Source organism: Bacillus cereus group sp. BfR-BA-01380 (assembly GCF_022663535.1).
Lineage (GTDB): Bacteria > Bacillota > Bacilli > Bacillales > Bacillaceae_G > Bacillus_A > Bacillus_A cereus_BB.
The window spans coordinates 31,316-56,106 of record NZ_JAKUFS010000004.1; the positions used below are offsets into that span (position 1 = coordinate 31,316).

Below are 24,791 nucleotides of genomic sequence, written 5' to 3' on the forward strand. Positions count from 1 at the left end.
TATTATCAAAAATCCATAAGGAACGCATATCATCCCTATTGATGCTTGATAATATGTGAAGTGGATTTGCTTGCATATTGCATTCTATGTTTTCATTTTACAATGAAATGAGAAATATTGCAAGTGATGGTAACATTTTTGGTTTTACTAGCATACTGCCTCTCCATGCGGAATGAATTAGCTTGGAGAGGCGATGAATTAAAAAGAAGCTATAAAGTAAAAGCGATGTGCTTTTACTTCAATATATCCGTTTTGTTGAATAAGGTTATGGATACGAAGCAATTGTTCTTCATATTTTGATACCGAAAAATCAGGGATTTGCCATGGAATAGCTTTTAAGTAATAAATAATGCTTCCGATGTCGTAAAAGCGTTGATAAGGAAAGTATTCCTGTTGTTTAAGTATTTGAAATCCAGATTGTTTCAGTTGCGAGGAGGCATATTCCATGTCCCAATAACTATACTCACTTTTAGTATATGCATGAAGAAGGTGATTTAATTCTAAATTGTCCAATCCGCCAACTTGTTGGGTAATAAAAACTCCGTTTGGCTTTAGAATTCTTTTTACTTCTGCCTCGCAATATGATTCATGTTTGTTAATAATTAAATCAAATTGTTCGTTTGCAAATGGCAATGTTGTATCATCCTCGATTGCATGAACAGAAACACCTAAAGGTTCTAGCTTTGCTTTTGCTAAAGTGATATTGGGAGCATATCCTTCTGTTGCTGCAGTTCTAGCAGGAAGCGGGGTTAGTAAAGATAAAAACTCACCGCCACCAGTTCCCATATCTAGCATGTGATCTACGCTATGCATATATTGTAATACGATTGATGAATAGCTCCACGGAAGTGGTTCTGTACTTAGTCTCCCGGTATCTGTTAGAAACGAGAAATTCCATCCTTGAAAAGGTGTATTAGCTTGTTTAACAAAATGATAAAAAGTATCCTTCATGGTTATTCCTCCTAAGTTATATTTTTATAGCTGGAATATAAGAGGAGGTCCACGACATGTACTACAGTTACTATATGTCTGTTACATAGTGATACATATGTATATTCCCTTTCTAAATAAAATACTGTATGGATTATTTTAAATTAATATTACCACAAATCGAATGAAGATTTCGAAAAAATCGAATTGTTCGGGTGTTTTTGTTTGTATAGAAAAAGAGTATGAACAAAATAAACATGTATATGGTATACATCCAAAAATATACAATACATCATCTCTCTTGAATGGTATAATTAGGAAAGGGGGGAGAGGAAATGAATTGGGTAGTGTTGAGGGATTCCAAAACCATGTGGGGTTTTGCAATTGCAATATTGTTTGCGATACTATCAATTGTTTTAGCTGTAAAGGAAAGCGGATATTGGGTAGTCCTTTTTATGTTTGCAACTATTCTGACGTTCCTTAGCGTAAATAGAGCAAACAAGATTTACAAATCAAAAAGCTAGAACAGACACCCTCTCTAAACAGGAGGGGTTTGCTGTTTATTTTATAAAAGGAGTGGAAAACATGGTGAAAATAAGAAATAGTGTACCAAAGGGGGATAAGACTTTAGATATAACGCTCACACAAGATGGTTGGACTCCGATGAAAGAACCTAAAAATTTTGTCAACGCTCTTTTGCTGTCTGTTCCTTTTATGATTATAAATGCACTCATTTCGATAGGGATAATCAATATTTTTTCCGATATATCTTTACATGAGTTTGGATTAACAACAGAGGGGGTATTCATAACCATCGACTTAGTATCCCTACTTTTCATTATTTTTCTTGTAATCCTTCACGAGTTAATTCATTTAATCTTTATACCTAATTTCATTAAATCAGAAAAAACATGGATTGGACTCACTTTCTTTGGAGGATTTGTTGCAACAGAAGAAGAGATTTCAAAACTAAGATTTGTGCTTATTACAATCGCCCCTTTTTTTATCATTTCAATCCTAATACCACTTCTATTAAGTGTTTTCGGTGCATTGACAACAACTTTAAAATGTTTAATACTGTTGAACTCAATGGCATCATCAGTAGATATGCTTACACTCCTACTAATACTAAAACAAGTACCTCCAAATGGCATTTTAAGAAATAACGGATCGAAGACATACTGGAAATGCACAAAAATTAAATCGCAAACACTTGAGATATAATGACACAAAAGACTTTTACGAGAATATATATCTTATTTTCTGTTTAACTTCCGAGAACGAAATTTATGTAAATGAGCTGTCCATATGGGCGGCTCATTGTATTTTTTGTTGTATGCATATTAGAAGCATAAGTTGACCAAAACGGCTATCTTATGTTTCTTTTCACACTTTGCATAATGAAGTAAAAAACACTCATCTTCTTATGATTAATGAGTGTTTTTTGTTATAACAAATCTTTCTTCTATCCAATTTACGATGTTTTCTAACATCGATAAGCTAATAGAGTGTTTTATATGAGGATAGAGAGTAAGTGAGAGATGAGAATGTTCAATTTCTCCAGATGCTAGGGATTGTTCATAAAAAGTTTGCTGCCCAATTGGAGAAATAACTGTATCTTCCTGCCCGTGAAGTAAGAGGATATGTCTATTTTTAAAATTATGTAAAAAGTTAATAGGGTCTAATTGCTCGATAGCATCAATTTCATGATAAGCATTGGAACCTTGTTTTTGAAATATCTCTTCAGAAGTTAACCAGGCCGCTGAACCGTTTATATTAATTAATGCATCTATTTGTTGTTCTTGAACAAAAGCACCAGAAGCAATGAAACCTCCCATAGAACTACCGAGGATAATAAGTTTATGGTCAGAAAGGGGAAGGCTTTGAATAAACATTCGTACATCTTCAACAGATTGTATAATTGTTTTCCAAAAATAATGTTCCATAATAGCTTTGGAAAAGTAACTTGACAAGGCTTCTCTAGAGTCATGGTATATAATTTCGGGAATGATAACAGTGTAGCCGAAATTTGCTAAAATACTTGCTAAAAAAGTTTGATTGTATATACTTGAACCCCAACCATGATAAATAATAATTGTAACATGCTTATTATCATGTGTAGGCTCAAATAATAAATAATTGATGTTATTAGAATTTATGAGTTGTTTCTTATACATGTTAACACCTCTTTAATTGTTTGAAAATTTAAATTCCAAGAATTAGTTATAGTGTATCTGCTAAAACGAATTTGTGCAAAATATATTTGGAAAGTATTGTTTTTTGTGATTTGTGAGGGGGAAATGATAGCCTGAGTTCATATATACAGAGAAATATAAATCCAAGACTTTTCCGGAAATGAGATTTTTCGAGTAACTATAGGTTGTCAATATGGAGAAAGATAAGTACATAGGAATTTTAGGAGGAAATGAACATGAAAATTGGTTTAATTGGTTTAGGGAAAATGGGACTTAACTTAGGACAAAATTTAATTGATAAAAAGCATGAAGTAGTTGCTTTTGATTTAAATACAAATGCAGTGAAGGAAATAGAGGGGTACGGTGCTATTGGTACAGCTACATTAGAGGAACTCATTCGCTCATTAGAAAAACCGAGAGTCATTTGGATTATGGTTCCACATGCTGTTGTTGATTCGGTGATGAGTGAAATTAAGCCGTTTTTAAGTCAAGGGGATATAGTAATTGAAGCGGGAAATTCCTACTATAAGGAATCGATTCGACGTTATAATGAGTTCAAAGAAGCTGGCGTGCATTTTATGGATGCAGGAACATCTGGCGGAACAGAAGGCGCTCGTCACGGAGCCTGCTATATGATTGGCGGAGACCCGGAAGCTTGGGCTATTGTAGAACCTATTTTTCGAGATACAGCGATAGAAAATGGCTATATATATGCAGGGAAAGCGGGGAGTGGTCACTTTTTAAAGATGGTGCATAATGGCATTGAATATGGAATGATGGCTGCGATTGGTGAAGGGTTTGAAGTATTAGAGAAAAGTGAATTTGATTATGATTATGAAAAAGTAGCAAAAGTGTGGAATCATGGTTCAGTTATTCGCTCATGGCTTATGGAATTGACAGAACGTGCATTTTCTAAAGATGCAAAATTAAATGAAATTAAAGGGATTATGCATTCGTCAGGTGAAGGGAAATGGACGGTTGAAACGGCTCTTGATTTGCAAGCGGCAACGCCAGTTATCGCTATGTCATTACTAATGCGGTATCGTTCGTTAGAAAACGATTCATTTACTGGGAAAGTGGTAGCAGCACTTCGCAATGAATTTGGTGGTCATGCTGTGGAGAAAAATGAGAAGAACGAATAGTTAGTGTGATTGAAATAATTATACATCAATGGAGAGTTCATTCGATATTCAAGTCGTTTAAATAGCCCTGTTCCGAAGAGAATAGGGCTATTTATGGATTGTGGAAATCATTCAAACTTGAATATCTTTTAAAAGAAGAACACGTGCTGGAGAGGCATCTGTTCCAACTAATTTTAATGGCGCTGCCACCATAAAGTAGCTGTCAGGTGAGACTTCTTTTAAACGTAATCCTTCAATTACGATAATATCTGCGCCAAATAATATTTTATGGGTAGGATGTCCTGGTTGACTACGTTCAACACCAAGAGCATCTATCCCAATTCCTCTAATTTTTCGTGCTGCTAAGTAATTCGCACCGTCCTCTTTTAAAAAAATAAATTCAAAGTTAAATTCATTTTCAAATGAATTTTGTGTTTTAAAAAGAATAAAATCATTTTCTTGAATATCAAGATTTTCTAAATCAGCTTTTGTGATTCCATCTCTAACTGTTGTTAAATCGAAAACTTTAGCAGTTCCCACTAATTTTTCTAATGAAATGGTTTCGAACGTTTTTCCTTCATTGATCATATGAAGAGGTGCATCAATATGTGTACCCGTATGAACATCTAATTCAATGCGTGATTCGGTGACGTGAGCATTTGTTTCTTTGGAAAATTTCGGCTGTTTTTCAGGTTTATTTTTGTAAACAGTCATTCCTTCAAAAATAGATGCTGTTATATCATATATTTTCATTGTCGTTTTCTCCTTTGAAACGAGTTGTTATAGTTGGCCACCAATGAAAATCGTCTTTTTCTAATAAGGCATCAGATTCTTTAGGACCCATTGATCCAGATTCATAGTTAGGAAAGTTTTCAGCTGTATTATTTGCCCAAACATTTGAGATAACATCAACAAATTTCCATGAAAGGGCCACTTCCTCCCAATGCGTAAAATTGGTTGAATCGCCGCGCATGCAATCATATAGGAGTATTTCATAGGCCTCGGGTGTATTCATTTTATCTGCACAGTTATTACAATAGCTTAATCTAATAGGGGTTGATGTTACACTGCTATTTGTTTTTTGTGCATTTAAGTGCAGTGTAATTCCCTCATCCGGCTGAATATGGATAATAAGTAAGTTAGGGTGAATCTTTCTTTCCTGACCCAAATATAAATTCATTGGCAAATCTTTAAACTGTATAACAATTTCAGTTGACTTTTCTTGCATACGTTTGCCTGTTCGAATATAAAAAGGAACTCCTGTCCATCTAAAGTTTTCAATCATTAGCTTACCTGCAACAAATGTTTCTGTGTTCGATGCTGGATCTACCTCGTTTTCTTCTTTGTAGCCAAGTGCCTTTTTTTCGTTTATGATTCTAGGACCATACTGCCCGCGAACGAAGTATTGTTCGACTTCGTTTTTTGAGAGCGATTTTAAAGCACGAAAAATTTTTATTTTTTCGCTACGAATCTCATCTGCTGTTAACTTAATAGGCGGATCCATCGCAAGAAGAGCAACCATTTGTAGTATATGATTTTGTACCATATCACGGAGAGCGCCGGAAGACTCATAATAACGTCCTCGATCTTCAACTCCTAATATTTCACTTGAAGTAATTTGCACGTTGGCAATATATTGATTGTTCCAAAGAGGCTCAAAAATAGCGTTGGCAAAGCGGATGACTTTAATGTTTTGTACCATTTCTTTTCCTAAGTAATGGTCAATCCGGTAAATTTGTTCTTCTGTAAACGCTTGACGCAGCTGATCGTTTAGTTCTTGAGCTGAGTCATAGTCATGCCCAAACGGTTTTTCAATAATTAATCGAATCCATCCTTCTGTAGAAGTTAATCCTTCTGATTTTAAATTTGTGCCAATTGTCCCAAAAAAATCAGGCGCCATTGCTAAATAAAAAATGCGGTTTCCAGTCGCGTTATATCTGTCATCAAGAGTGCTTAACAAACTTTTAAGCTCTTGATAAGAAGATATGTTTGTTACATCAAAAGGATGGTAATAAAAATGGGAAGCGAATGTATCTTGACTTCCATCATCATCTGGAAAGTGATGAACAGATTGTTTGACATTTTCGCGAAATGTTTCATTAGACCAAGGTCTTCTAGCAACGCCAACAACGGCGAAATCTTCAGAGATTTTCCCGCTTCGATACAGTCTATAAATGGAAGGAAACAATTTACGTTTTGCTAAATCACCTGTCGCACCAAAAATAACAATAATTGCTTTAGGGGGTTTTATCATGTAATAAGCCTCACTTTATTGTAAATAAGTTCAAACTTAGTATGTGGTTTATTTGGTAATACATGTAATATCAAGGATAAATAATTTACTGTAGCTTACTGAGTGATGAGAAGCACATTTATAAAACAGAAGGAAAATCTTAGCAAATAGAGAATTATAGAACTAAATTAATGGTGAGGAGGTCTTACAGATGCCAAACATTTGTGTGACTTCTATAAACGTAACAAATAGACAGTAAGCGAAAGAATTTTACTGTGAAAAATTAGTATTTGAAGTTTCGAAAGAATACAGTGATTGCATTGTCGGTCTAAAGCATAATGAAGTTCCTGTTATTCTAAATAAAGTAGAAAAAATAACGAATGTGAATGATCCAGAACAAGCTCAAGTTGTTTTAGGTATTGAAACAGACAATTTAATTGAAACGATAGCTTCTTATAAAAAAAGGTATCGAAATGATTTACGATACGCCGCAAAAATGTCCTCCAGGTTGTTTTCGTGCATGTAAGGATCCGTTTGGTAATGTAATTGAACTTTTAGAATTTAGTAAAGAAGAAGTTATACAATCTTGAACAAACAGGAGAGAATGAGATGGAAGTGCAATTAAAAACGGTAACAAGGGAGAATTGGCAAGAGGCTATAAGATTAAAAGTAAAAGATGTTCAAAATCATTTCGTTCCTACCGTAGCGGTATCGCTCGCTAAAGTGTATGTGAAACCAGATGGTGATCATGTGAATTATCTGCCCTTTGCCATTTATGAAGAAGAGCAGGGAATGATTGGTTTTGTGATGCATGCTTATGTGGAAAATACGGATGATATGTATTGGATTAATGGATTTATCATTGATGAAAAGCATCAAGGTAAAGGATATGGTAGAGCGGCCCTACGTAAGATGGTGAATTGGATTATAAATCAATATTCGCAGTGCAAAGAAATTCGTTTAACAGTTCATAAAGAAAATGATGCTGCTCGTCAGTTGTATAAAGGTTTTGGTTTTGTTGAAGCAGGCAAATTTGATGGGGAAGAAGACTTATTGCGCTTTATCCCGCATTAACGGGCAGTAATACTCCCGCCTCAAAATTCAGCAAAAGCATTGTCCAGCTTTAGCGGCTAGAATCTCCGGTCGTTTCGCCCCCTCGGACGAGGCAAAAAGCGCCTCTCTGTCGGGTGCTCCAACGTCCTGCGATTCTGAGCGAGCCGCTTCCGCTTTTCTTAAGAAGTTAGGCGGGAGATAAACTGCCCGTAAAAGCCCGATTGGTGAGGGCTAATAATCAGTGGGGGACGAAGAAAACACCCACTGATTAAAGTTTCACTTTATCATTAGTAGGGAAGAATAGATGATAGACGGGTATATAAAAAGCTAGGGGGGAGAACATGGGGAGAGAAGTACAATTTGATGATGAAGGTGTAGTTTTGAAATTGAATGGAGTAACTGGTTTTTTTGCGGTTAAATTATCTTTAAAAATGCCATTTCATACGATTAAAAGTGTATTTGTAGATTATTTTGATGCTCCGAGCTGGATGCTTCGGATGCCAGGAACATCTATTTCTGCCCTTAATATTTTTGAGGGAAGTTTTAAATATGCTGATGAATGGTATTTTCTTTCCTATGAAAATAGAGTACCTCTTGTCATGATTGAATTAGAAGGTCACGAAAAATATAAGTATGTTGTTTTTGAAATTGATAATCCTACTAAGGTAGCAGCGGATATTAGGAAACGTTTGAGAGATTAGTGGAAATGATTTATTTTAATATAAGTTTTGCGTAAAAGGTGGTACAATTCAAAAGTTGTACCACCTTTTACATATTATTGCGCAGTTTACTCTTTGTGTAATACTCTTTGAATTGCCAACTGTGCTTTAAATAAGTAGCTTTATGAATCAGTTGTTCTTTCACGAATTCACCTTCATTTATTTATTTTTGCAATTAAGGAATAATAGTTCGCCTTTATACAGGAAAAAGCCTTTCTAATAGCATATAATTGTAGGTAGACCTACCTCTTATTTTTAACATCATCCATATACTATTTTTTGTGTTTAGCAATGAAAGATATATGTAAGGGGGATTTTGTATGAGAATAGAAGTAGAAAAGTTACTCCAAGATCTTGAAGTATTCGGACTAGAACATGATCACACAAAAGAAACGAGAGAAGAAAGATTGCGCAACGTGTCTAAAGAAATGGGGCAGTTTTTATCTATTTTGGTGAAAATGCGTGAAGCGAAACACATATTAGAAATTGGAACATCGAATGGATTCTCTACATTATGGCTTGCTAATGCTGCAGAAGAAACAAAGGGGACTGTTACAACAGTTGAACTTTCATCGAAACGAGTGGCAGAGGCAAATGAAAACTTCCAAAAAGCAAATCTCACAAACTATATTCATATCCATAATCAAGAAGCAGGAGCATTTTTATCAGAACAGCTAGACAAGTCGTATGATTTTATTTTTTTAGATGCAGAACGAACGCAATATATATGGTGGTGGGAAGACCTAAAACGCATTTTAATACCTAAAGGAATTATCGTCGTTGATAATGCAACTTCGCATGCGGATGAATTACAGAACTTTTTTGATTTAGTACAAGAAGAGAAGGGCTTTGAAACGGTATTATTGCCTTTTAAGATGGGTGCCTATGTCTTGCGGAAACTCACTTAAAAAGAATTGTAAATCTCTAAACTACAGAATCCGACTTAAGAATGGATGTTTCTCAGCCTTAAGTCTGAGGACAATTAAAAATACAATAGGTATACTTATAATATAAAACGGAGAATGATTGTAAAATAGGTCGTTTAAAGATATGGTCACCTAACCATAATTATAAGTGTATGCATATAAAGGAGCGATTTTGTTGACGGAATTGCAAAAGAAGGAAACCTTATCAGTAGAGGACAATTTAGAAGTAGTCGTAGATACAGTTATTAAAGATGATGAATTAATCGAACTAAATAAAGAAGCAGATTTGTATGTGCAAAAGTTAAATAGTGAGCATAATGCAGACCTTTCAAAAGTACTGGCACAACTTGCTGATTTAGGAGATAAAGAACAACGTGATGCAGGACAGACATTAACAGCATTAAAACGTCCAGTAACGGCGATGATGAATGGGAAAAATGAAGATATTCCTAAAACATTGCTTGATTTACGAAAAGTTGTTTCGGAATTAGATCCGAATTCATTACATGCAACTGGTATGAAACGAATTATGCACAAAGTATTTAAGAAAAATCCGATGGAAACATATGTTCATAAATATCAATCCATTGATAAACAAATTGAAGAGATTATTAAGGAACTCTTAGTCGGTCGTGATAATTTACGAGAAGACAGTATCGGCCTAGAAATGTTAAAAGAACAATCTCAGCAAAAGATTCATGCGCTTGATAAACAAGTATATTTAGGTAAGAAGCTTGCGGACATGTTGGAAGTAGAAAAACAAAATCCAGAGCGGCAAAAAGATGTTCCATTAATTAACGATGCGCTAGAAAAGATTCTTGTACGTACGCGTAACATGCAGCAAGCAAAGAGCGTGTTGTTACAATCTATTGCCTCTGTTGATATCATTAAGAAAAATAATGAAAAGTTAACAGAAGCGATTCGAAATGCAATTACAATGACGCAAAACGTTGTCACAGTATCAGCAGCAATCCAATTGGCGTTAACGAATCAAAGGAAAACGATTGATGCTGTGAATGCGACAAACGAAGCAATTGAATCTATGATATTAAGTAATTCACAAGCGTTAAAGCAAAATACAGAAGAAACGACTAAGTTGTTAGAAAATCCAGCAATCGGTATGGAGAAGCTTCGCGAATCATTCCAAAACGTATTTGCAGCGATTGAAGCGTCTGAGAAATCAACAGAGCGTATCATTGAATCAAGTAAAGTGTTTGTAAAAGAACTAGACTCGTTCAACGATGAAATGAAAAAGAAGCTCATTCAGCGTCCAGCTAAATAGACTGCAATAGAGGGGGTGAAAACATGGGTTTCTTTGAATTTATTTTGCTGCTTATAGGCATAGTCCTTTTGTTAGGACTTACAGCAGTAATTTTACTTGCTTATTTTGGGCGGAAATTTTATGTATCATGGAAAAAACCGTATAAACGAACGACAGACTCAATGGAGCGTTTATCACACAGCACAGTACCATTCTTACAAGAATTTACACAGCATCCGTTGTTTTACCGCTGGATTCGTACGGAAGGAAGCAGTAGTCAAAAAGCGTTTACCGTTCTTTTTTGCACAGCCAATGAGCGAACGAAAGAACAAATTTTTTCAATGTTGCCGAGGGAAAAACAGAAAAAACTCCATTACACTGTAAAAACAACAAAGCAAGTTACAAGTGAAGATATGGAAATGACAACGATGAAAGTAAAAGAGTTCTTGAAGCGAGAATTACAGCAACCATCTAAGCCAAATGATTTCTCGTTTTACAAGTTATACTTTTATGACCGTTATCCAGACGCATTAAAACATATTCAAATGTACAAGCGTTCCGTAAATCCATCATTGCAAAGATGTATTGATGATGTGACAATCTCTGTACTGCAAGCTATTCCATACTATCAAGAAAATCGTATGTTTGAACAGCAACATAAACTCGAGACTTTTTTAATGAAAGATTTAGTAGATATGTTGTCACTCATTGCACAAATTCCACCAGCGCAGCGTTCAGAGAAAGAAGAAGAACTTACGATCTATCTAAAAGGATTTCAAAAAGAAATGGAAGCAGTAGAACGTAACATTCGTAACGCTGTCGATTACGATTTACAAGTGAAGATGCGTGCGGCTAAAGAAAAATTTAAGAACTAAACAAACGAGCATTGATAGATCAATGCTCGTTTGTTTAGTTTAGGAGCGAAATATCAAAAATTTCATATACCGTAATGATAATTATAAAATATAGAAATAGCCTTACAACACCAGTCAGGACCTTTAACTCTGAACAAAGTAATATACACATATCAGCATGACCAAGATTCGGTAGGAAGGTAACGAATTAGATAATGCGTTTTACTTAACACTTTCCAAAATTAATCTTCATAACATATTTTGTAGTAACTTATACGAAAGTGAGTTGAATAATAATGTTTTACCCTTATTTTAACAACAAAATGAGAATTCCTGCTGGGTATGGTGCTAGTGTAACGTATAGTGGAGCGCAAAGTACAATTCAAGCTGTGCAACAAGCATTACAAGCACAGCAACAGGCACAACAAATGCAACAAAGTATGCAACCTTACTATCCAATGCAATATTATTACCCAATGCATATTACACAAAATGGAATATATTTTTCAACGATTCCGTATGGAACTGAATACAATTTATAGTAAATAATAATAAAAAATAATAGCTGTTTAATGGAAACTTATTCATCTCAGTAAAATTTGATCTGTTCGAGGATTATCGTAGTGAAGGAAAACGAAAGTGGTACAAGTTCAATAAAAAGAGAAGCTAGCAAAAGCTAACTACTCTACAAAAGAAATATGGGGTCGCTTCGCTAAAATTTGCTGTAGTATAAACGGGATTTGAAATATTATGCAGTGGAGAGAAAAGGATAAAAAATTTTAGACTGTTCCAATTTGATTTTGATCAGCTACATCTGAATCAAATGTATTCGTACCGCTTACACCGTTAAAGGTATTAAGAACAAAAGCAACGTTAGATGAACCGGATCCGTTATAAGCTTTCGTATTTTCTTTCGGAGATACATTATAGAAGTCTCCTAAGTTAAAAGAACCGTTACTATTTTGAACGACTAAGTTCCCAACAACAGACGGCATATTTTCACCTACTTTATCAGGGATTGTTTAAATCACTATATGATTCATTCTTTGAAAGGGTTCGACTGCAATTTATTCATGGAATTGCGAAGGGATTAAAATGAAAATTTCATTTTGTATAGAAATGAGGCTGAAAAACTTTGTAATGTAATAACTGCATATATTCCATTTAATCCATACGCAGATGGAAAGAAAGGATATATAAAAGAACCAGATATAAATTGTCCCGCATTAACGGGCAGTAATACTCCCACCTCAAAATTCGGCGAAAGCATTGTCCAGCTCCAGTGGCTAGAATGTTCGGTGGCTTCGCTTCTTCCTGCGAGGTAAAAAACACCTCTACGTCAGAAGCTCCATCCCCCTCACATTCTGAACGAGCCACTTCCGCTTTTCTTAAGAAGTTAGGTGGGAGATAAACTGCCCGTAAAAGCCCGATTGGTGAGGGCTTATAATCAGTGGGGGATGAAGAAAACCCCCACTGATTAAAGTTTCACTTTATGGGAACTGGATATGTGAGGAATGCGCGATAAGCTTGGAAGGATTTACAGTTTGCCCATCTTCTTATGAAGAAGCGTTAGAAAGAAAACGAAATAAAAGAGCAGCTAGCAAAAGCTAACTGCTCGGCTCCAGGGAGATTGGAGAAATATTATGGTATCTACAGTATTGACGAAATGTTGAGATTTATTCAGAAGTAGGATTGTATGCGCAAAAATGTGGAATTACATTAGAACAAGCTAAGATACGATGCGATTATTTTTTAAAGATTCAAGAGGAAATTAAAAAAGTGAGAATTTGTCCCGAATGCAAACAACAATCATTAGAAATAGAACATGACGATCGTGAATGTTCATCATATATAAGGATTTATTTAGTTGTTACAAATAAACAGTACTACTTAATAGCTGCTCAATAAAAACTGTAATTATATTAATAGATACAAGAAAATATTTCATTACAGTATGCAGGAATGGCTTAACTCGCATCAATTGGTTTTTAATATTCAAATGATTTCGAATGGGAATAATAAAATATAGTTAATATTTGGTATAATTGTAATGTAACTATAATTTATAGGAGGGGAAATTCACTCATGAAAAATGAAACTTTATATAGTATGGATGATGTGATTACAATGTTAGACTCTCTATTAAGATCTCCTGAACCATTTTGGAATCAGTTCTATTCTAATCGTGATAAAGAAGTACCTTTCTTTGCTAATGTACCGGATGAAAATTTAGTTTCTTATTTTGATAGAAATATGATTTGGAAAGGAAAAGTGTTGGAGCTAGGATGTGGTCCTGGTCGAAATGCTTTGTATTTAGCAAAAACAGGCTGTGAAGTGGATGCAGTTGATTTGTCAGAAGAAGGGATAAAATGGGCGGAAGAAAGAGCGGCTGAGCAAAATGTACCAGTTCATTTTATATGTAAGTCTATTTTCGATTTACATACCCATAACCAATATGATTTCGTATATGATTCTGGCTGTTTACATCATATCCCGCCTCACCGAAGAGTACATTATGTTGAGTTAGTCAAGAAATCATTAAAGCCAAATGGATATTTCGGTTTAACGTGCTTTGCTGCAGGAGAATTAGATGAAAAAAATGGTTCGGAAATATCAGACTGGGATGTATATCGAGGCTGGAGTTTACAGGGAGGAATTGCGTATTCAGAAGAAAAACTACGCGATGTTTTTCAAGATTTTGAGGTTGTTGAGCTGCGTAAAATGCAAGAAATGAAGCAACCGAATGAAGTATTTGGGGAACCATTTCTTTGGACAGCTCTTTTTAGAAAGAAAGTGTAATTACGATGGAGAGAACAATTTTACTTTTCTTGAGTAATAATGATTTAGAAGAAATTGAAGCGATAAGAAAAAAGCATGACCCTTTACTTGATTTTGTACATATAGTATAATTATTCCATAATTTAGATTTCAATAAGAATAAAAAATAAATTAGACGAGGTGCTTTTTGTGAGTGGAGTAGTATCTAAATAGGAAAAAATTTAATGAAATAAATCTGATGACGAAGGGTATTTTTATCTCAATATATACCCTGTATTTGGCCATGGATTTATTTAAGTTACCTATGAAGATACCTACAATACTTTATAAAGCATGTAGCGGTATTTATTATTAAAGACCTAGACCTTTATTACAAGAAGGTTTGTTTAATAATAGATATTTGTTTCTACACTTGTCTTGTAAATGTATGTAAAGCTGTGGTATCCCCGCAGCTTTTTTATTTTTATCCCGCTATTCGTGGGCAGTAATACTCCCACCTCAAAATTAGAATGTTCGGTGGGAGTATTACTGCCCGTAAAAGCCCGATTGGTGAGGGCTGATAATCAGTGGGGGATGGAGAAAACCCCCACTGATTAAAGTTTCACTTTATCTCACTACTTTTGGGGTGGAAGAGTTCTTCGGTATGGATGGAGAACAATCCCTACTGAGAGAAGTTTTACTTTTTATAAACTTATTGAAATCTTATTATTAGGTATCTTCATACATGATTCAATTATTAAATCATAGTGAGGAGAACAAAAATGAATACAATGACATTTGAAAAGTTGCAGTATAACGAATTAAAGGAAATCGTAAAATCATATTGTGTAAGTGGATTAGGAAAGCAACTACTAGATAAATTACAGCCAAGCTCAAATATGAAAGTAGTTAAGAATCGCTTACAAGAAACAACTGAAGCAAAAGCGATATTAAATACAGAAAGTCACGTCCCATTAGTTGGGATATCTAATATAGAAAACATTATTGGAAAGCTTGAAAAAGGGATGATTTTGGAACCAGGTGAATTAGTGAGCGTATCAGATTTTTTAAGAGGATGTAGAAAAATTAAGGGATTTATGTTAAGTAAAGCATTTTTTGCGCCTGTTTTAAGTTCTTATGCATACTCTATGTCAGAGTTCAAAAATATGGAGGAAGAGATTTATTTTTCGATTAAAGGGAATCGAGTTGATTCTGCTGCGAGTAAGGAGTTAAAGCGAATTCGAAATCATATCGAAGCAGCAGAAGAAAAGATTGGAGATCGCTTAAATAAATTTTTGAGAAGTAGTGTAAATAAGGAGTATATTCAAGAATTCTTTATTAGTAAAAAAGATGATCGATATACTGTTCCAATTAAGGCTTCTTATAAAAATCAAGTTGCAGGAACAATTGTAGAGATTTCTTCTAAAGGTTCAACAGTATTTATGGAACCTGCTGTTATTTCAAAATTAAGCGGGGAGTTAGCGAGTTTAAAAGCGGAAGAGGCGATAGAGGAGTATCAAATATTAGCGACTTTATCAGGAATGATTTTTGAGAATGTTAGTGATATAAAAATAAATATTGAGCTTATAAGTCAATATGATATGATTTTCGCGAAAGCTAAATTTAGTAAAAGTATTGATGGTATCGCACCGAAATTAAATAGTCATGGATATATAAAACTAGTTGCATGTAAACATCCTCTTTTACAAGGTGAGATTGTTCCATTAAATTTTGAGATTGGAAAAGAATATCGCAGCTTAGTCATTACGGGACCAAATGCTGGCGGAAAAACAATTGTTTTGAAAACAATCGGATTATTAACTTTAGCAACAATGTCAGGGTTTCATATTCATGGTGATGAAGAGACTGAAATTGCCCTTTTTGATTCTATTTTTGTAGATATAGGTGATAATCAAAGTATTGAAAATGCTTTAAGTACTTTTTCTTCACATATGAAAAATATTTCAGAAATTATGAGAATATCTAACAATAATACGTTGTTGTTATTTGATGAAATTGGTAGTGGTACAGAACCGAATGAAGGTGCTGCACTTGCAATTGCCATTTTAGAAGAGTTTTATCATATGGGGTGTATAACAGTTGCGACGACTCATTATGGTGAAATTAAACGATTCTCAGAAATTCACAGTGACTTCATGAATGCGGCTATGCAATTTCATAATGAAACATTAGAGCCGATGTATCAGTTAATGATTGGGGAATCTGGAGATAGTAACGCACTTTGGATCTCTAGAAAGATGAATGTACAGGAACGTGTTTTGGAGCGAGCGCAGTGTTATATGAAAAATAAAGATTATAGCTTAGAGCTAGTAAAAGAAAATAAAATAAAGAAGCCTGAAGTGAATGCGGTGAAAACGAAAGAAACTTATGAGTATGAGGTTGGAGACAAAGTAAAATTATTAGATCATAATGATTCTGGTATTGTATACGAGAAAAAAGATAGTTTCAATACTATTGTAGTACTATACAAAGAAGAGTTTATTGAAGTGAATTGTAAGCGCGTTATTCTGGAATTGAAAGCAGCAGAGTTATATCCAGAAGGCTACGATTTAAACACTTTGTTTGTAAGTTATAAAGAGAGAAAGTTACAACATGATATAGATCGTGGCTCTAAAAAAGCATTAAGAAATATCCAAAAAGAAATGAGAAAAAAATAAAGTGAAACCTTAATCGGGGGGCTTCATCTCCCACTGATTATTAGTTGAACTAATCGGGCTTTTATGAGCAGTTGATCTCCCACCTAACTTCTTTGTTTTTGCCGAATTTTGAGGTGGGGGTCTTACTGCTCGTTAAAGCGGGATAAACAAAAATATTATTCAATTGCCGGTAATCCCTCACTTAAACGTTAGCACGTTTTGAAGTGAGGGGTTGTTTTACATATTAAAAATTGAGTAAATGTAATCTTATTTTTCATATTTAGCTAAATAAATGGTACAATCAATATTTGATATGAAAAATAGTGAAAAGAAGTGATCGATTTGAAAGATTTTTTAGAATTAGGAATTAGCACGACGTTAAATGATACATTAAGAGAAAATGGAATTGCGGAATCGACGTCGATTCAAGAAAAAGCAATCCCAGTAGTTCTAGCAGGAAAAGATATTATTGGACAAGCGAAAACAGGAACAGGAAAAACATTAGCATTTATTTTGCCGATATTAGAAAAAATAAATTCGCAGTCTAGTCATGTACAGGCGTTAATTGTAGCGCCAACGCGAGAATTAGCGCTGCAAATCACAAGCGAAATTGAAAAAATGACTGTACATGTAAAGGATATTCATGTGCTTGCTGTTTATGGCGGACAAGATGTTTCGCAGCAAATGAAGAAGTTACAAGGAAATACACATATTGTGGTCGCGACGCCTGGCCGATTATTAGACCATTTACGCCGCGGGACAATTGAATTATCACATGTATCTATGCTCGTTTTAGATGAAGCGGATCAAATGCTGCATTTTGGTTTTTTACCAGAGGTAGAAGAAATTATTGAACAAACACCTGCAGAGAGACAAACGATGTTGTTTTCTGCTACGATGGCTAAGCAAATTCAATCTCTTGCAAAGCGCTATATGAGAAAACCTGAAATTATAAAAATTCAAAGTGCAGAGGTTACAGTAAATAATATTACACAACGCGTCGTTGAAACAACAGACCGCGCAAAACAAGATACGCTGCGTGAGCTTATGGAACGAGACCAACCGTTTTTAGCAGTTATTTTCTGCCGTACGAAACGTAGAGCTACAAAATTGTATGAAGCACTGAAAGGCTGCGGTTATAACTGTGATGAACTTCACGGTGATTTATCACAAGCAAAACGCGAGCGTGTTATGAAGCGTTTTCGTGATGCTGAAATTCAATATTTAATCGCAACAGATGTAGCAGCAAGAGGACTTGATGTAGAAGGTGTTACGCATGTATTTAACTACGACATCCCAGAAGATGTCGAAAGTTACATTCACCGCATCGGGCGGACAGGTCGTGCTGGTGGAAGCGGGCTGGCAATTACATTAGTTGCGCCAAAAGATAAAATGTATTTACAGCAAATTGAAAAAGGAATTAACGCATCATTGCAACGACAAGTAGTAGAACTACCTAACAAACAAGAGTCTGCGCAAAAGGAACAAAAATCACAAAAGCCAAGGGAAAAGAAACCATTTAAAGAGAAGAAGCAATCTGGTCAATTTGGACGCCGTGATAGAAAAGAAGGACCGAAAACAGAGAAATCTCGTTTTGGTCAACCGAGCAAAAAGAAGCGCAGTGCAAAGCCAGGACAGAAACAGCGCGGACGATAGAAATATAGTAATGATTGAACATGAGTACCTTTTGAAAAGAGGACTCATGTTTTTTTATACGTAAAAACTTTAGGACATACTAACGGGCGAGGTGATTTGATGAAGAAACTTGTTACAATCGTCGTTTTCACTTTATTTATGTTTTCTTTAACTAGCTTCGTACAAAGTGAAGAAAAGAAAAACATACAAGATTATTTTGATGTGAATATAAGTGGAACCCGTTTGTACGTTCTAGACGATTTTACTGAACTTATAAATGAGGGGAAAATTACTTCCCTAACAAAAATATTTTTTGAAATTTTACGGAGAGAACAACAATGGGTTTTAGAGCCGAGAGTGTATGTAAAAGGGAATTTGGGATATGTTCATATAGTAAAACAAAATGGTGAGAATGTTCTTTATCATATAAAAAAGATACATGAGAATTGGACGGTTTTACGGGAAGAGAAAAAGGTTATAAATAGAATACCTGTACCAAAAGAACTGTTAAAGGAAGTTCTTATTGAACGACTTGTAGAGTATATCGGTGGTGCTGTAAAAGATTATTATGATGAAGGTAGGTTATGGTACAGAGGAGATGAAAAAATCTTAAGTATTGAAAAAGATAAAGCGGAATTTGAATTTTATGTTATTGTTCAAGTTATTACGTTTAAAGGGGCCCATAATCCACCGTATGGAGAAGAGACGATGCGGTTTCGAGTAAAAGGTGGAGGTAAAGTTCAACTAATGGATTACAAACATCGCGACCTTTCTGACACTGAATTATCTAAATTGAAACTAAGAACAATATAAGAGTAGTACATTATAAATGTAAAACATTTTTTTGCTTGGAGGAGATATTGTTATGATTAAGCTTGTGCTTCTTCGTCATGGTCAAAGTGTATGGAATGTGGAAAATAGGTTTACTGGATGGACCGATGTTGATATGTCGAAAAATGGATTACAGGAAGCGAGAGAAGCAGGACAGATATTAAAGGCGAATGGTTATACGTTTGACGTTGCATACACTTCTGTATTAAAAAGAGCAATTCGAACGCTATGGATTATTCTTCATGAAATGAATCTTGCTTGGGTGCCTGTCTATAAATCGTGGCATTTAAATGAACGGCATTACGGTGCACTACAAGGATTAAATAAAGATGAAACGACGAAGAAGTACGGAGAAGAACAAGTACATATATGGCGCAGAAGTACAAATGTCAGACCGCCAGCACTTACGAAAGACGATCCGCGCTATGAAGTTTCAGACCCTAGATATAAATATTTAAAAGAAGGGGAACTTCCGCTTACCGAATGTCTAGAAGATACAGAAAAACGTGTTCTGACGTATTGGCATGAAGAAATTGTGCCAGTATTACAAAAGGGTGAGAAAGTTATTATTTCATCGCACGGTAATACAATTCGTTCGCTTGTAAAATATTTAGATCACTTATCTGATGATGGCGTTGTTACATTAAATATTCCTACGAGCATTCCGCTTGTTTATGAATTAGATGATAACTTAAAACCAATTCGGCACTATTATTTGAGTATGGATGGAGAAGTACCAGAAGGAGAAATTCCAAAGCATGTACAACTCTAATGCTGAAAAAGTATCTACTTTAAGTAAATGACAGAATTTTTATGAATATACGGAAATTAAAAAGAAGATAATTTCCTATACGTAGTAGAGAGTTATCTTCTTTTTTAAAAAAAGGACTTTTTCAGTGCTCTCACAAAATCGGTACCTTTTTTATCCCGCATTAACGGGCAGTAATACTCCCGCCTCAAAATTCAGCGGAAGCATTGTCCAGCTTTAGCGGCTAGAATCTCCGGTCGTTTCGCCCCCTCGGACGAGGCCAAAAGCGCCTCTCCGCCCTGTGCGTGGGTGTCCTGCGATTCTGAGCGAGCCGCTTCCGCTTTTCTTAAGAAGTTAGGCGGGAGATAAACTGCCCGTAAAAGCCCGATTGGTGAGGGCTGATAATCAGTGGGGGATGAAGAAAACCCCCACTGATTAAAGTTTCACTTTATATGTATTTTTAATTATTATAGATTTGCTTCTTTTTTAGAGAAGAAATCAACTACTAACTTAGGAGCATCCTCTTTAAGTTTATAACCGTAACCGGATTCTTTTATTACAGAAATCTCTTTTTTATCATTAATTAAGATGAAAAGAGTTTCTGTTGAACCGTTTTTAAAGTTAACTTCCATTTCTGTGTTTAAGGATTTTTTTTCCTTTTCACTTAACTGCGATTTAACTGGTGAACCATCTTTTATTGTTCGGACAATATCTTTGATTAAGGAATCATCTGAAGTTTGATGTTTGGTGATTATGAAATCTTCTTTAGCAGTTTGTGATTTTAATAATTTTATATTCTCTATTTCGTTATCTTTCAATATCATCAATTCTGTTGTGTCATTTGTTTCAGATGTTTTTGAGGTATTCGAAGAACAACCAATTAAATTGAAAATTAGTATAATTGCAAAGAAATAATAGAGTAATCGTTGCATTTGTCTATCTCCTTTTTCTTTTAATATACCATTATGTAACTATATATACAATTTAATCCAAATATTTATTGGTTCTCTAAATATGATAACCACATAAGATAAAATTTTACGTACTTTATCTGTTATGTAAATTAAATTTTAGAAACAAGGCGAATACTATACTACAATTCCAAAATAAACAATGAAAAATACACACCAATAAACATAATCACATACAAACACGTATAGGCGGGACCACTTAAAGCGTTAAATCTTCTCTTTTGCATACTCTCCTTTCACATTGACTATCTTACTGAATAAGTCCCACTTGCTCCTCATGTAATATAATGTTATCCTTCTACACTGGAACACATTTTTTCAATTTATCAAAGAGAGGTATTTTATGAACAGACGTGTAGCAGGTGGCATACTGTCGTTAGTGGCTTTATTTGTTGGCCTTGCTTCCATGCGAAACAAAAAACAAAAAGCGGATTCAAAATCAAAAGCGGTATAATCTTATTATGAGGCGCTGTCCATGACAAATACTGCAGGCATTGGGGTACAGAGTATGTTGTTCTCCAGTGGATGTTAATGAGCACAAGAGCTTTTTTGTTCTTGTACTGATTAACATTGGGTGTATTTAATGCCTCAATTATTATACAAGCAAGAAATGACGTTTACATTTAGAGACTTTGTAAAACTAACGTATGATAAGAAGTAGGCCAACCGGTTTTGGCTTAAAGACATGATAGGTATGGTGAAAGGAGAAAGACAATGACTTTGAAGCTTAGCGATGTCCTCTACGGCGATTTTGAGATAGATGGTGTCTTGTTAGAACTTATTCGTAGCAAGCCAGTACAACGATTAAAAGGAATTTATCAAGGTGGTGCTAGCTGAGCACTTAAATAAACACTTCACTGTTTCTAGATTTAACAGTGAAGTGTTTATTTATATTACTTAAAAATTTTTAAGGACACAAAAAAATGCACTACTGTTATGACATCATAAACTTTATCTTAACCTGCCGCTAAACCTCCTTCTTAATCCACCTTTCAGTTTAGGTCTTCTTTTCACTTTTCGCTATAAAACGATGAGAAAATAGCTTATATATCGATTGGAAATGGTACAATACTTATATAAAGTTGTTATTTTATCATAACTGAAAAGAGGAGAAGCAGATGTATAACAATTTAGAGGAATTAATTAAGCATCCTGTATTTTATCATTTTGCAGAAATTTCAAAGATTCCAAGAGGATCGGGAAATGAGAAAGAAATTAGTGATTACTTAGTAAAATTTGCACAAGAGAGAAATTTAGAAGTTGTACAAGACCATGCATTAAATGTCATTATAAAGAAGCCAGCAACGGCTGGATATGAGAATGTGCCAACGATTATTATTCAAGGGCATATGGATATGGTATGTGAGAAAAATCAATCAACTGTTCATGATTTTGAAAAAGATCCAATTCAATTGCGAATTGTTGAGGATATGCTGTATGCGAATCATACAACGTTAGGTGCGGATAATGGGATTGCAGTTGCATATGCATTATCCTTATTAGACGCAACCGATATTCCACATCCTGCTCTTGAAGTCGTGATTACGACAGAAGAAGAAACAACGATGGGCGGCGCTTTTGCAGTTGACCCTAGCCATTTTAGCGGTAAAATCTTTATTAACATTGATTCAGAAGAAGACCATAAATTGTTAGTAAGTAGTGCGGGCGGTGCAAAAGCAGTTGAAATAATATCTATTGTTTGGGAAGAAACGCCAGCTAACGTATTCCCGTATCGTCTCTTTGTAGGTGGATTAAAAGGTGGACATTCTGGCATGGAAATTGATAAAGAAAGAGGAAATGCCAATAAAATTTTAGGCAGAGTCCTTTATGATTTATCCAATGAAATTCCGTTTTCTATGAGCGGTGTTCATGGTGGATTAAAAACAAATGCAATCCCGCGTGAAAGTGCAGCAACGATTTTATTTTCTGAAAGTGATGAGCAAAAAGTAGAAGAGAAAGTGAAAGAGTGGACAAGCATTTTACAAGAAGAACTACGCGCTGTGGACCCAGATGTGTATGTTTCTCTTACGAAATTAGAAGAAACAATTGAAAATGTATTTGCAAAGGAAACGCAAAAACAACTTATTTCTTCATTATTCTTAATCCCTAACGGTATTCAAAGCATGAGCATGGAAATAAAAGGGCTAGTAGAAAGTTCTACAAACTTAGGTGTTGTTGAAATGTTACATAATGAAATTAAATTAAGAAATGAAGTAAGAAGTTCTGTGAAAAGCTTAAAACAACATATTGTAAATGAAATTAAGCATATCGCAGAAGTAGTGGGAGCACAGTTCGAAAAAGAATCTGAGTATCCAGAATGGCCATACAATCCAAATTCTTCAATTCGCAGTTTATTTGAAAAAGTGCATAAAGAAAAGTATGGCACAGATGCAGAGGTTTTTGCCGTTCATGCCGGAATTGAGTGCGGTGTATTTATGGAGAAAATTCCAGGGCTAGATGCGATTTCACTTGGACCAGATATGTTTCATGTTCATACACCAGATGAGCATGTAAGTATTCCTTCCGTTGTGAATAACTGGGAATATTTTATTGAAGTATTGCAGGAAACGAAGTCTTTGATTTAAATATGTTTGAGGTGAGAAGGGGTTGTCTCACAAGTCAGTGTAACTGGCTTGTGGACGACCCCTTTTTTATCCCGCTATTTGGGGGCACCTCAAAATTCAGCGGAAGCATTGTCCAGCTCTAGCGGCTAGAATCTCCGGCCGTTTCGCCCCCCCCGGACGAGGCAAAAAGCGTCTCTCTGTCAGGGGCTCCAACGTCCTGCGATTCTAAACGAGCCGCTTCTGCTTTTCTTAAGAAGTTAGGCGGGAGATAAACTGCCCGTAAAAGCCCGATTGGTGAGGGCTAATAATCAGTGGGGGATGAAGAAATCCCCCACTGATTAAAGTTTCACTTTATGAGTAACAATTCAACTGCTTTGCTTCTGTAATTTGTTGAATACTGTATTCCTTTTTACAATCTTTTATGGAACTGTTTTTGAAAAACTAGACAAGTTTGCTATGCAAAATACAGGTGTATGAATAGAAGATTGCGCTTTTTACTCATGTTTTTTGGGATATTGAAGAATAAACTTAACATGTAAATAAAAATTGAAAGGAGCAAATATAATGAATGCACTATTATCTGCAAAAAATGTGACAAAGATTTATAACAAGAATCAATTACCTGGACTTAATAAGGTATCTTTTGATATTGAGTCAGGTGAATTTGTTGGTATTATGGGAGCCTCTGGATCTGGAAAGACAACTTTATTAAATATCCTATCAACTATCGATACGCCTACAGATGGAGATGTTTTGATAAAGGGCATCGATATTAAAAAACTTAATGATAATCAATCTGCAGATTTTCGGAAAGATCATTTAGGCTTTATTTTTCAAGAGTATTTCTTACTCGATAGTTTAACAGTAAAGGAAAATATTGCTGTACCACTTACTTTATTACATAAATCCCCAGAAGAGATTGAATCATCTATAAATAGTTTAGCAAAGCGGTTTGGAATATTTGAACAATTATCTAAGTACCCCAGTCAACTTTCAGGGGGACAAAAACAGAGGGTTGCAGCAGCAAGAGCGATTGCAAAACAGCCAAGTATTTTATTTGCAGATGAACCGACAGGCGCATTAGATTCAAACTCTGCAACGGAGCTACTTCAGAAATTAAGAGAGGTAAATGAGGAACTTCATACAACGATTTTAATGGTAACCCATGATGCTTATGCAGCAAGCTTTTCAAGTAGAATACTAATATTTAAAGATGGAAATATCATAAAGGAATTGAGAAGAAATGGAAAGGAGAGAAAAGATTTTTTTGAAGAGATAGTAAAGGAAATCACTAGAATTGATGAAAATCGATATAACTAAGAGTATGAAAGGAAGG

The 24,791-nt window shown here is 34.9% G+C and carries 22 protein-coding genes and 1 pseudogene; 17 read left to right on the plus strand and 6 right to left on the minus strand.

The window, feature by feature from the left end; genetic code table 11:
* Positions 1–198: 198 nt before the first annotated feature.
* Positions 199–951: a class I SAM-dependent methyltransferase gene (locus tag MR076_RS04805; protein WP_242218201.1), complete on the minus strand. Its 753-nt coding sequence runs from the start codon at positions 949–951 to the stop codon at positions 199–201.
* 314 nt (positions 952–1,265) lie between these two features.
* On the opposite strand from MR076_RS04805, the gene MR076_RS04810 reads away from it, so the two are divergent.
* Both MR076_RS04810 and MR076_RS04815 read left to right on the plus strand, forming a co-directional pair.
* Positions 1,266–1,454, plus strand: coding sequence for a hypothetical protein (locus MR076_RS04810; protein ID WP_242218203.1), 189 nt, complete (start codon positions 1,266–1,268; stop codon positions 1,452–1,454).
* Between the two features lie 61 nt (positions 1,455–1,515).
* Positions 1,516–2,154: a DUF3267 domain-containing protein gene (locus tag MR076_RS04815; protein WP_242218205.1), complete on the plus strand. Its 639-nt coding sequence runs from the start codon at positions 1,516–1,518 to the stop codon at positions 2,152–2,154.
* A gap of 206 nt (positions 2,155–2,360) precedes the next feature.
* On the opposite strand, the gene MR076_RS04820 is transcribed toward MR076_RS04815, so the two are convergent.
* The gene (locus MR076_RS04820; protein ID WP_242218207.1) at positions 2,361–3,107 is read right to left on the minus strand and encodes an alpha/beta hydrolase family protein; all 747 of its coding nucleotides are present in this window, start codon (positions 3,105–3,107) and stop codon (positions 2,361–2,363) included.
* A gap of 254 nt (positions 3,108–3,361) precedes the next feature.
* Between MR076_RS04820 and gnd the strand changes: the two genes are divergently transcribed.
* A complete protein-coding gene (gnd, locus tag MR076_RS04825) occupies positions 3,362–4,267 on the plus strand; it encodes a phosphogluconate dehydrogenase (NAD(+)-dependent, decarboxylating) (RefSeq protein WP_242218209.1) in 906 nt (301 codons plus the stop codon).
* Between the two features lie 111 nt (positions 4,268–4,378).
* Here the strand turns inward: gnd and MR076_RS04830 are convergent, their stop codons facing one another.
* Together MR076_RS04830 and zwf are read right to left on the minus strand one after the other, a co-directional pair.
* Positions 4,379–4,999 (minus strand): cyclase family protein, encoded by a 621-nt coding sequence (locus tag MR076_RS04830; RefSeq protein ID WP_242218211.1) that lies wholly within the window; start codon positions 4,997–4,999, stop codon positions 4,379–4,381.
* Positions 4,986–6,500 carry a glucose-6-phosphate dehydrogenase gene (zwf, locus tag MR076_RS04835; RefSeq protein WP_242218213.1) on the minus strand — a complete coding sequence of 505 codons (1,515 nt, stop codon included), beginning with the start codon at positions 6,498–6,500 and terminating at the stop codon, positions 4,986–4,988. Before zwf ends, MR076_RS04830 begins: the two co-directional genes overlap by 14 nt.
* Before the next feature lie 588 nt (positions 6,501–7,088).
* On the opposite strand from zwf, the gene MR076_RS04840 reads away from it, so the two are divergent.
* The 6 genes from MR076_RS04840 (at position 7,089) to MR076_RS04865 (ending at position 11,834) form a co-directional block, all read left to right on the plus strand.
* Positions 7,089–7,553: a GNAT family N-acetyltransferase gene (locus MR076_RS04840; protein WP_242218215.1), complete on the plus strand. Its 465-nt coding sequence runs from the start codon at positions 7,089–7,091 to the stop codon at positions 7,551–7,553.
* 320 nt (positions 7,554–7,873) lie between these two features.
* Positions 7,874–8,233: a hypothetical protein gene (locus MR076_RS04845; RefSeq protein WP_242218218.1), complete on the plus strand. Its 360-nt coding sequence runs from the start codon at positions 7,874–7,876 to the stop codon at positions 8,231–8,233.
* Between the two features lie 338 nt (positions 8,234–8,571).
* Entirely contained in the window at positions 8,572–9,159 is a 588-nt protein-coding gene (locus MR076_RS04850) for an O-methyltransferase (protein WP_242218220.1), read from the plus strand.
* A gap of 193 nt (positions 9,160–9,352) precedes the next feature.
* The gene (locus MR076_RS04855) at positions 9,353–10,459 is read left to right on the plus strand and encodes a toxic anion resistance protein (protein WP_242218224.1); all 1,107 of its coding nucleotides are present in this window, start codon (positions 9,353–9,355) and stop codon (positions 10,457–10,459) included.
* Positions 10,460–10,482: 23 nt separating this feature from the next.
* Positions 10,483–11,313: a DUF3974 domain-containing protein gene (locus MR076_RS04860; protein WP_242218226.1), complete on the plus strand. Its 831-nt coding sequence runs from the start codon at positions 10,483–10,485 to the stop codon at positions 11,311–11,313.
* Positions 11,314–11,588: 275 nt separating this feature from the next.
* Positions 11,589–11,834, plus strand: coding sequence for a DUF3947 family protein (locus tag MR076_RS04865; RefSeq protein ID WP_242218228.1), 246 nt, complete (start codon positions 11,589–11,591; stop codon positions 11,832–11,834).
* Between the two features lie 237 nt (positions 11,835–12,071).
* Here the strand turns inward: MR076_RS04865 and MR076_RS04870 are convergent, their stop codons facing one another.
* On the minus strand, positions 12,072–12,287 hold the full coding sequence (locus MR076_RS04870) for a spore germination protein (RefSeq protein WP_035434858.1): 216 nt from the start codon (positions 12,285–12,287) through the stop codon (positions 12,072–12,074).
* A gap of 1,090 nt (positions 12,288–13,377) precedes the next feature.
* Here MR076_RS04870 and MR076_RS04875 point away from each other — a divergent pair.
* From MR076_RS04875 to gpmA, 5 genes are all read left to right on the plus strand, one after another.
* Positions 13,378–14,091, plus strand: a complete 714-nt coding sequence (locus tag MR076_RS04875; RefSeq protein WP_242218230.1) for a class I SAM-dependent methyltransferase — start codon at positions 13,378–13,380, stop codon at positions 14,089–14,091.
* A gap of 740 nt (positions 14,092–14,831) precedes the next feature.
* A complete protein-coding gene (locus MR076_RS04880) occupies positions 14,832–16,727 on the plus strand; it encodes an endonuclease MutS2 (RefSeq protein WP_242218233.1) in 1,896 nt (631 codons plus the stop codon).
* A 312-nt stretch (positions 16,728–17,039) separates the two neighbouring features.
* Complete coding sequence (locus MR076_RS04885; RefSeq protein ID WP_242218236.1) at positions 17,040–18,362, plus strand: DEAD/DEAH box helicase; 1,323 nt, start codon at positions 17,040–17,042, stop codon at positions 18,360–18,362.
* 99 nt (positions 18,363–18,461) lie between these two features.
* The gene (locus MR076_RS04890) at positions 18,462–19,154 is read left to right on the plus strand and encodes a DUF3888 domain-containing protein (RefSeq protein ID WP_242218238.1); all 693 of its coding nucleotides are present in this window, start codon (positions 18,462–18,464) and stop codon (positions 19,152–19,154) included.
* A 52-nt stretch (positions 19,155–19,206) separates the two neighbouring features.
* Positions 19,207–19,944, plus strand: coding sequence for a 2,3-diphosphoglycerate-dependent phosphoglycerate mutase (gpmA, locus tag MR076_RS04895; protein WP_242218240.1), 738 nt, complete (start codon positions 19,207–19,209; stop codon positions 19,942–19,944).
* Between the two features lie 443 nt (positions 19,945–20,387).
* Here the strand turns inward: gpmA and MR076_RS04900 are convergent, their stop codons facing one another.
* Positions 20,388–20,852: a hypothetical protein gene (locus MR076_RS04900; RefSeq protein ID WP_242218242.1), complete on the minus strand. Its 465-nt coding sequence runs from the start codon at positions 20,850–20,852 to the stop codon at positions 20,388–20,390.
* A 759-nt stretch (positions 20,853–21,611) separates the two neighbouring features.
* Between MR076_RS04900 and MR076_RS04905 the strand changes: the two are divergent.
* The 3 genes and pseudogenes from MR076_RS04905 to MR076_RS04915 form a co-directional block, all read left to right on the plus strand.
* A pseudogene (locus tag MR076_RS04905) lies at positions 21,612–21,725 on the plus strand (HD domain-containing protein); the annotation flags it as partial.
* Between the two features lie 284 nt (positions 21,726–22,009).
* On the plus strand, positions 22,010–23,476 hold the full coding sequence (locus MR076_RS04910) for an aminoacyl-histidine dipeptidase (protein WP_242218244.1): 1,467 nt from the start codon (positions 22,010–22,012) through the stop codon (positions 23,474–23,476).
* Positions 23,477–24,019: 543 nt separating this feature from the next.
* Positions 24,020–24,775 (plus strand): ABC transporter ATP-binding protein, encoded by a 756-nt coding sequence (locus MR076_RS04915; protein ID WP_242218246.1) that lies wholly within the window; start codon positions 24,020–24,022, stop codon positions 24,773–24,775.
* The last annotated feature ends 16 nt before the right edge of the window (positions 24,776–24,791 follow it).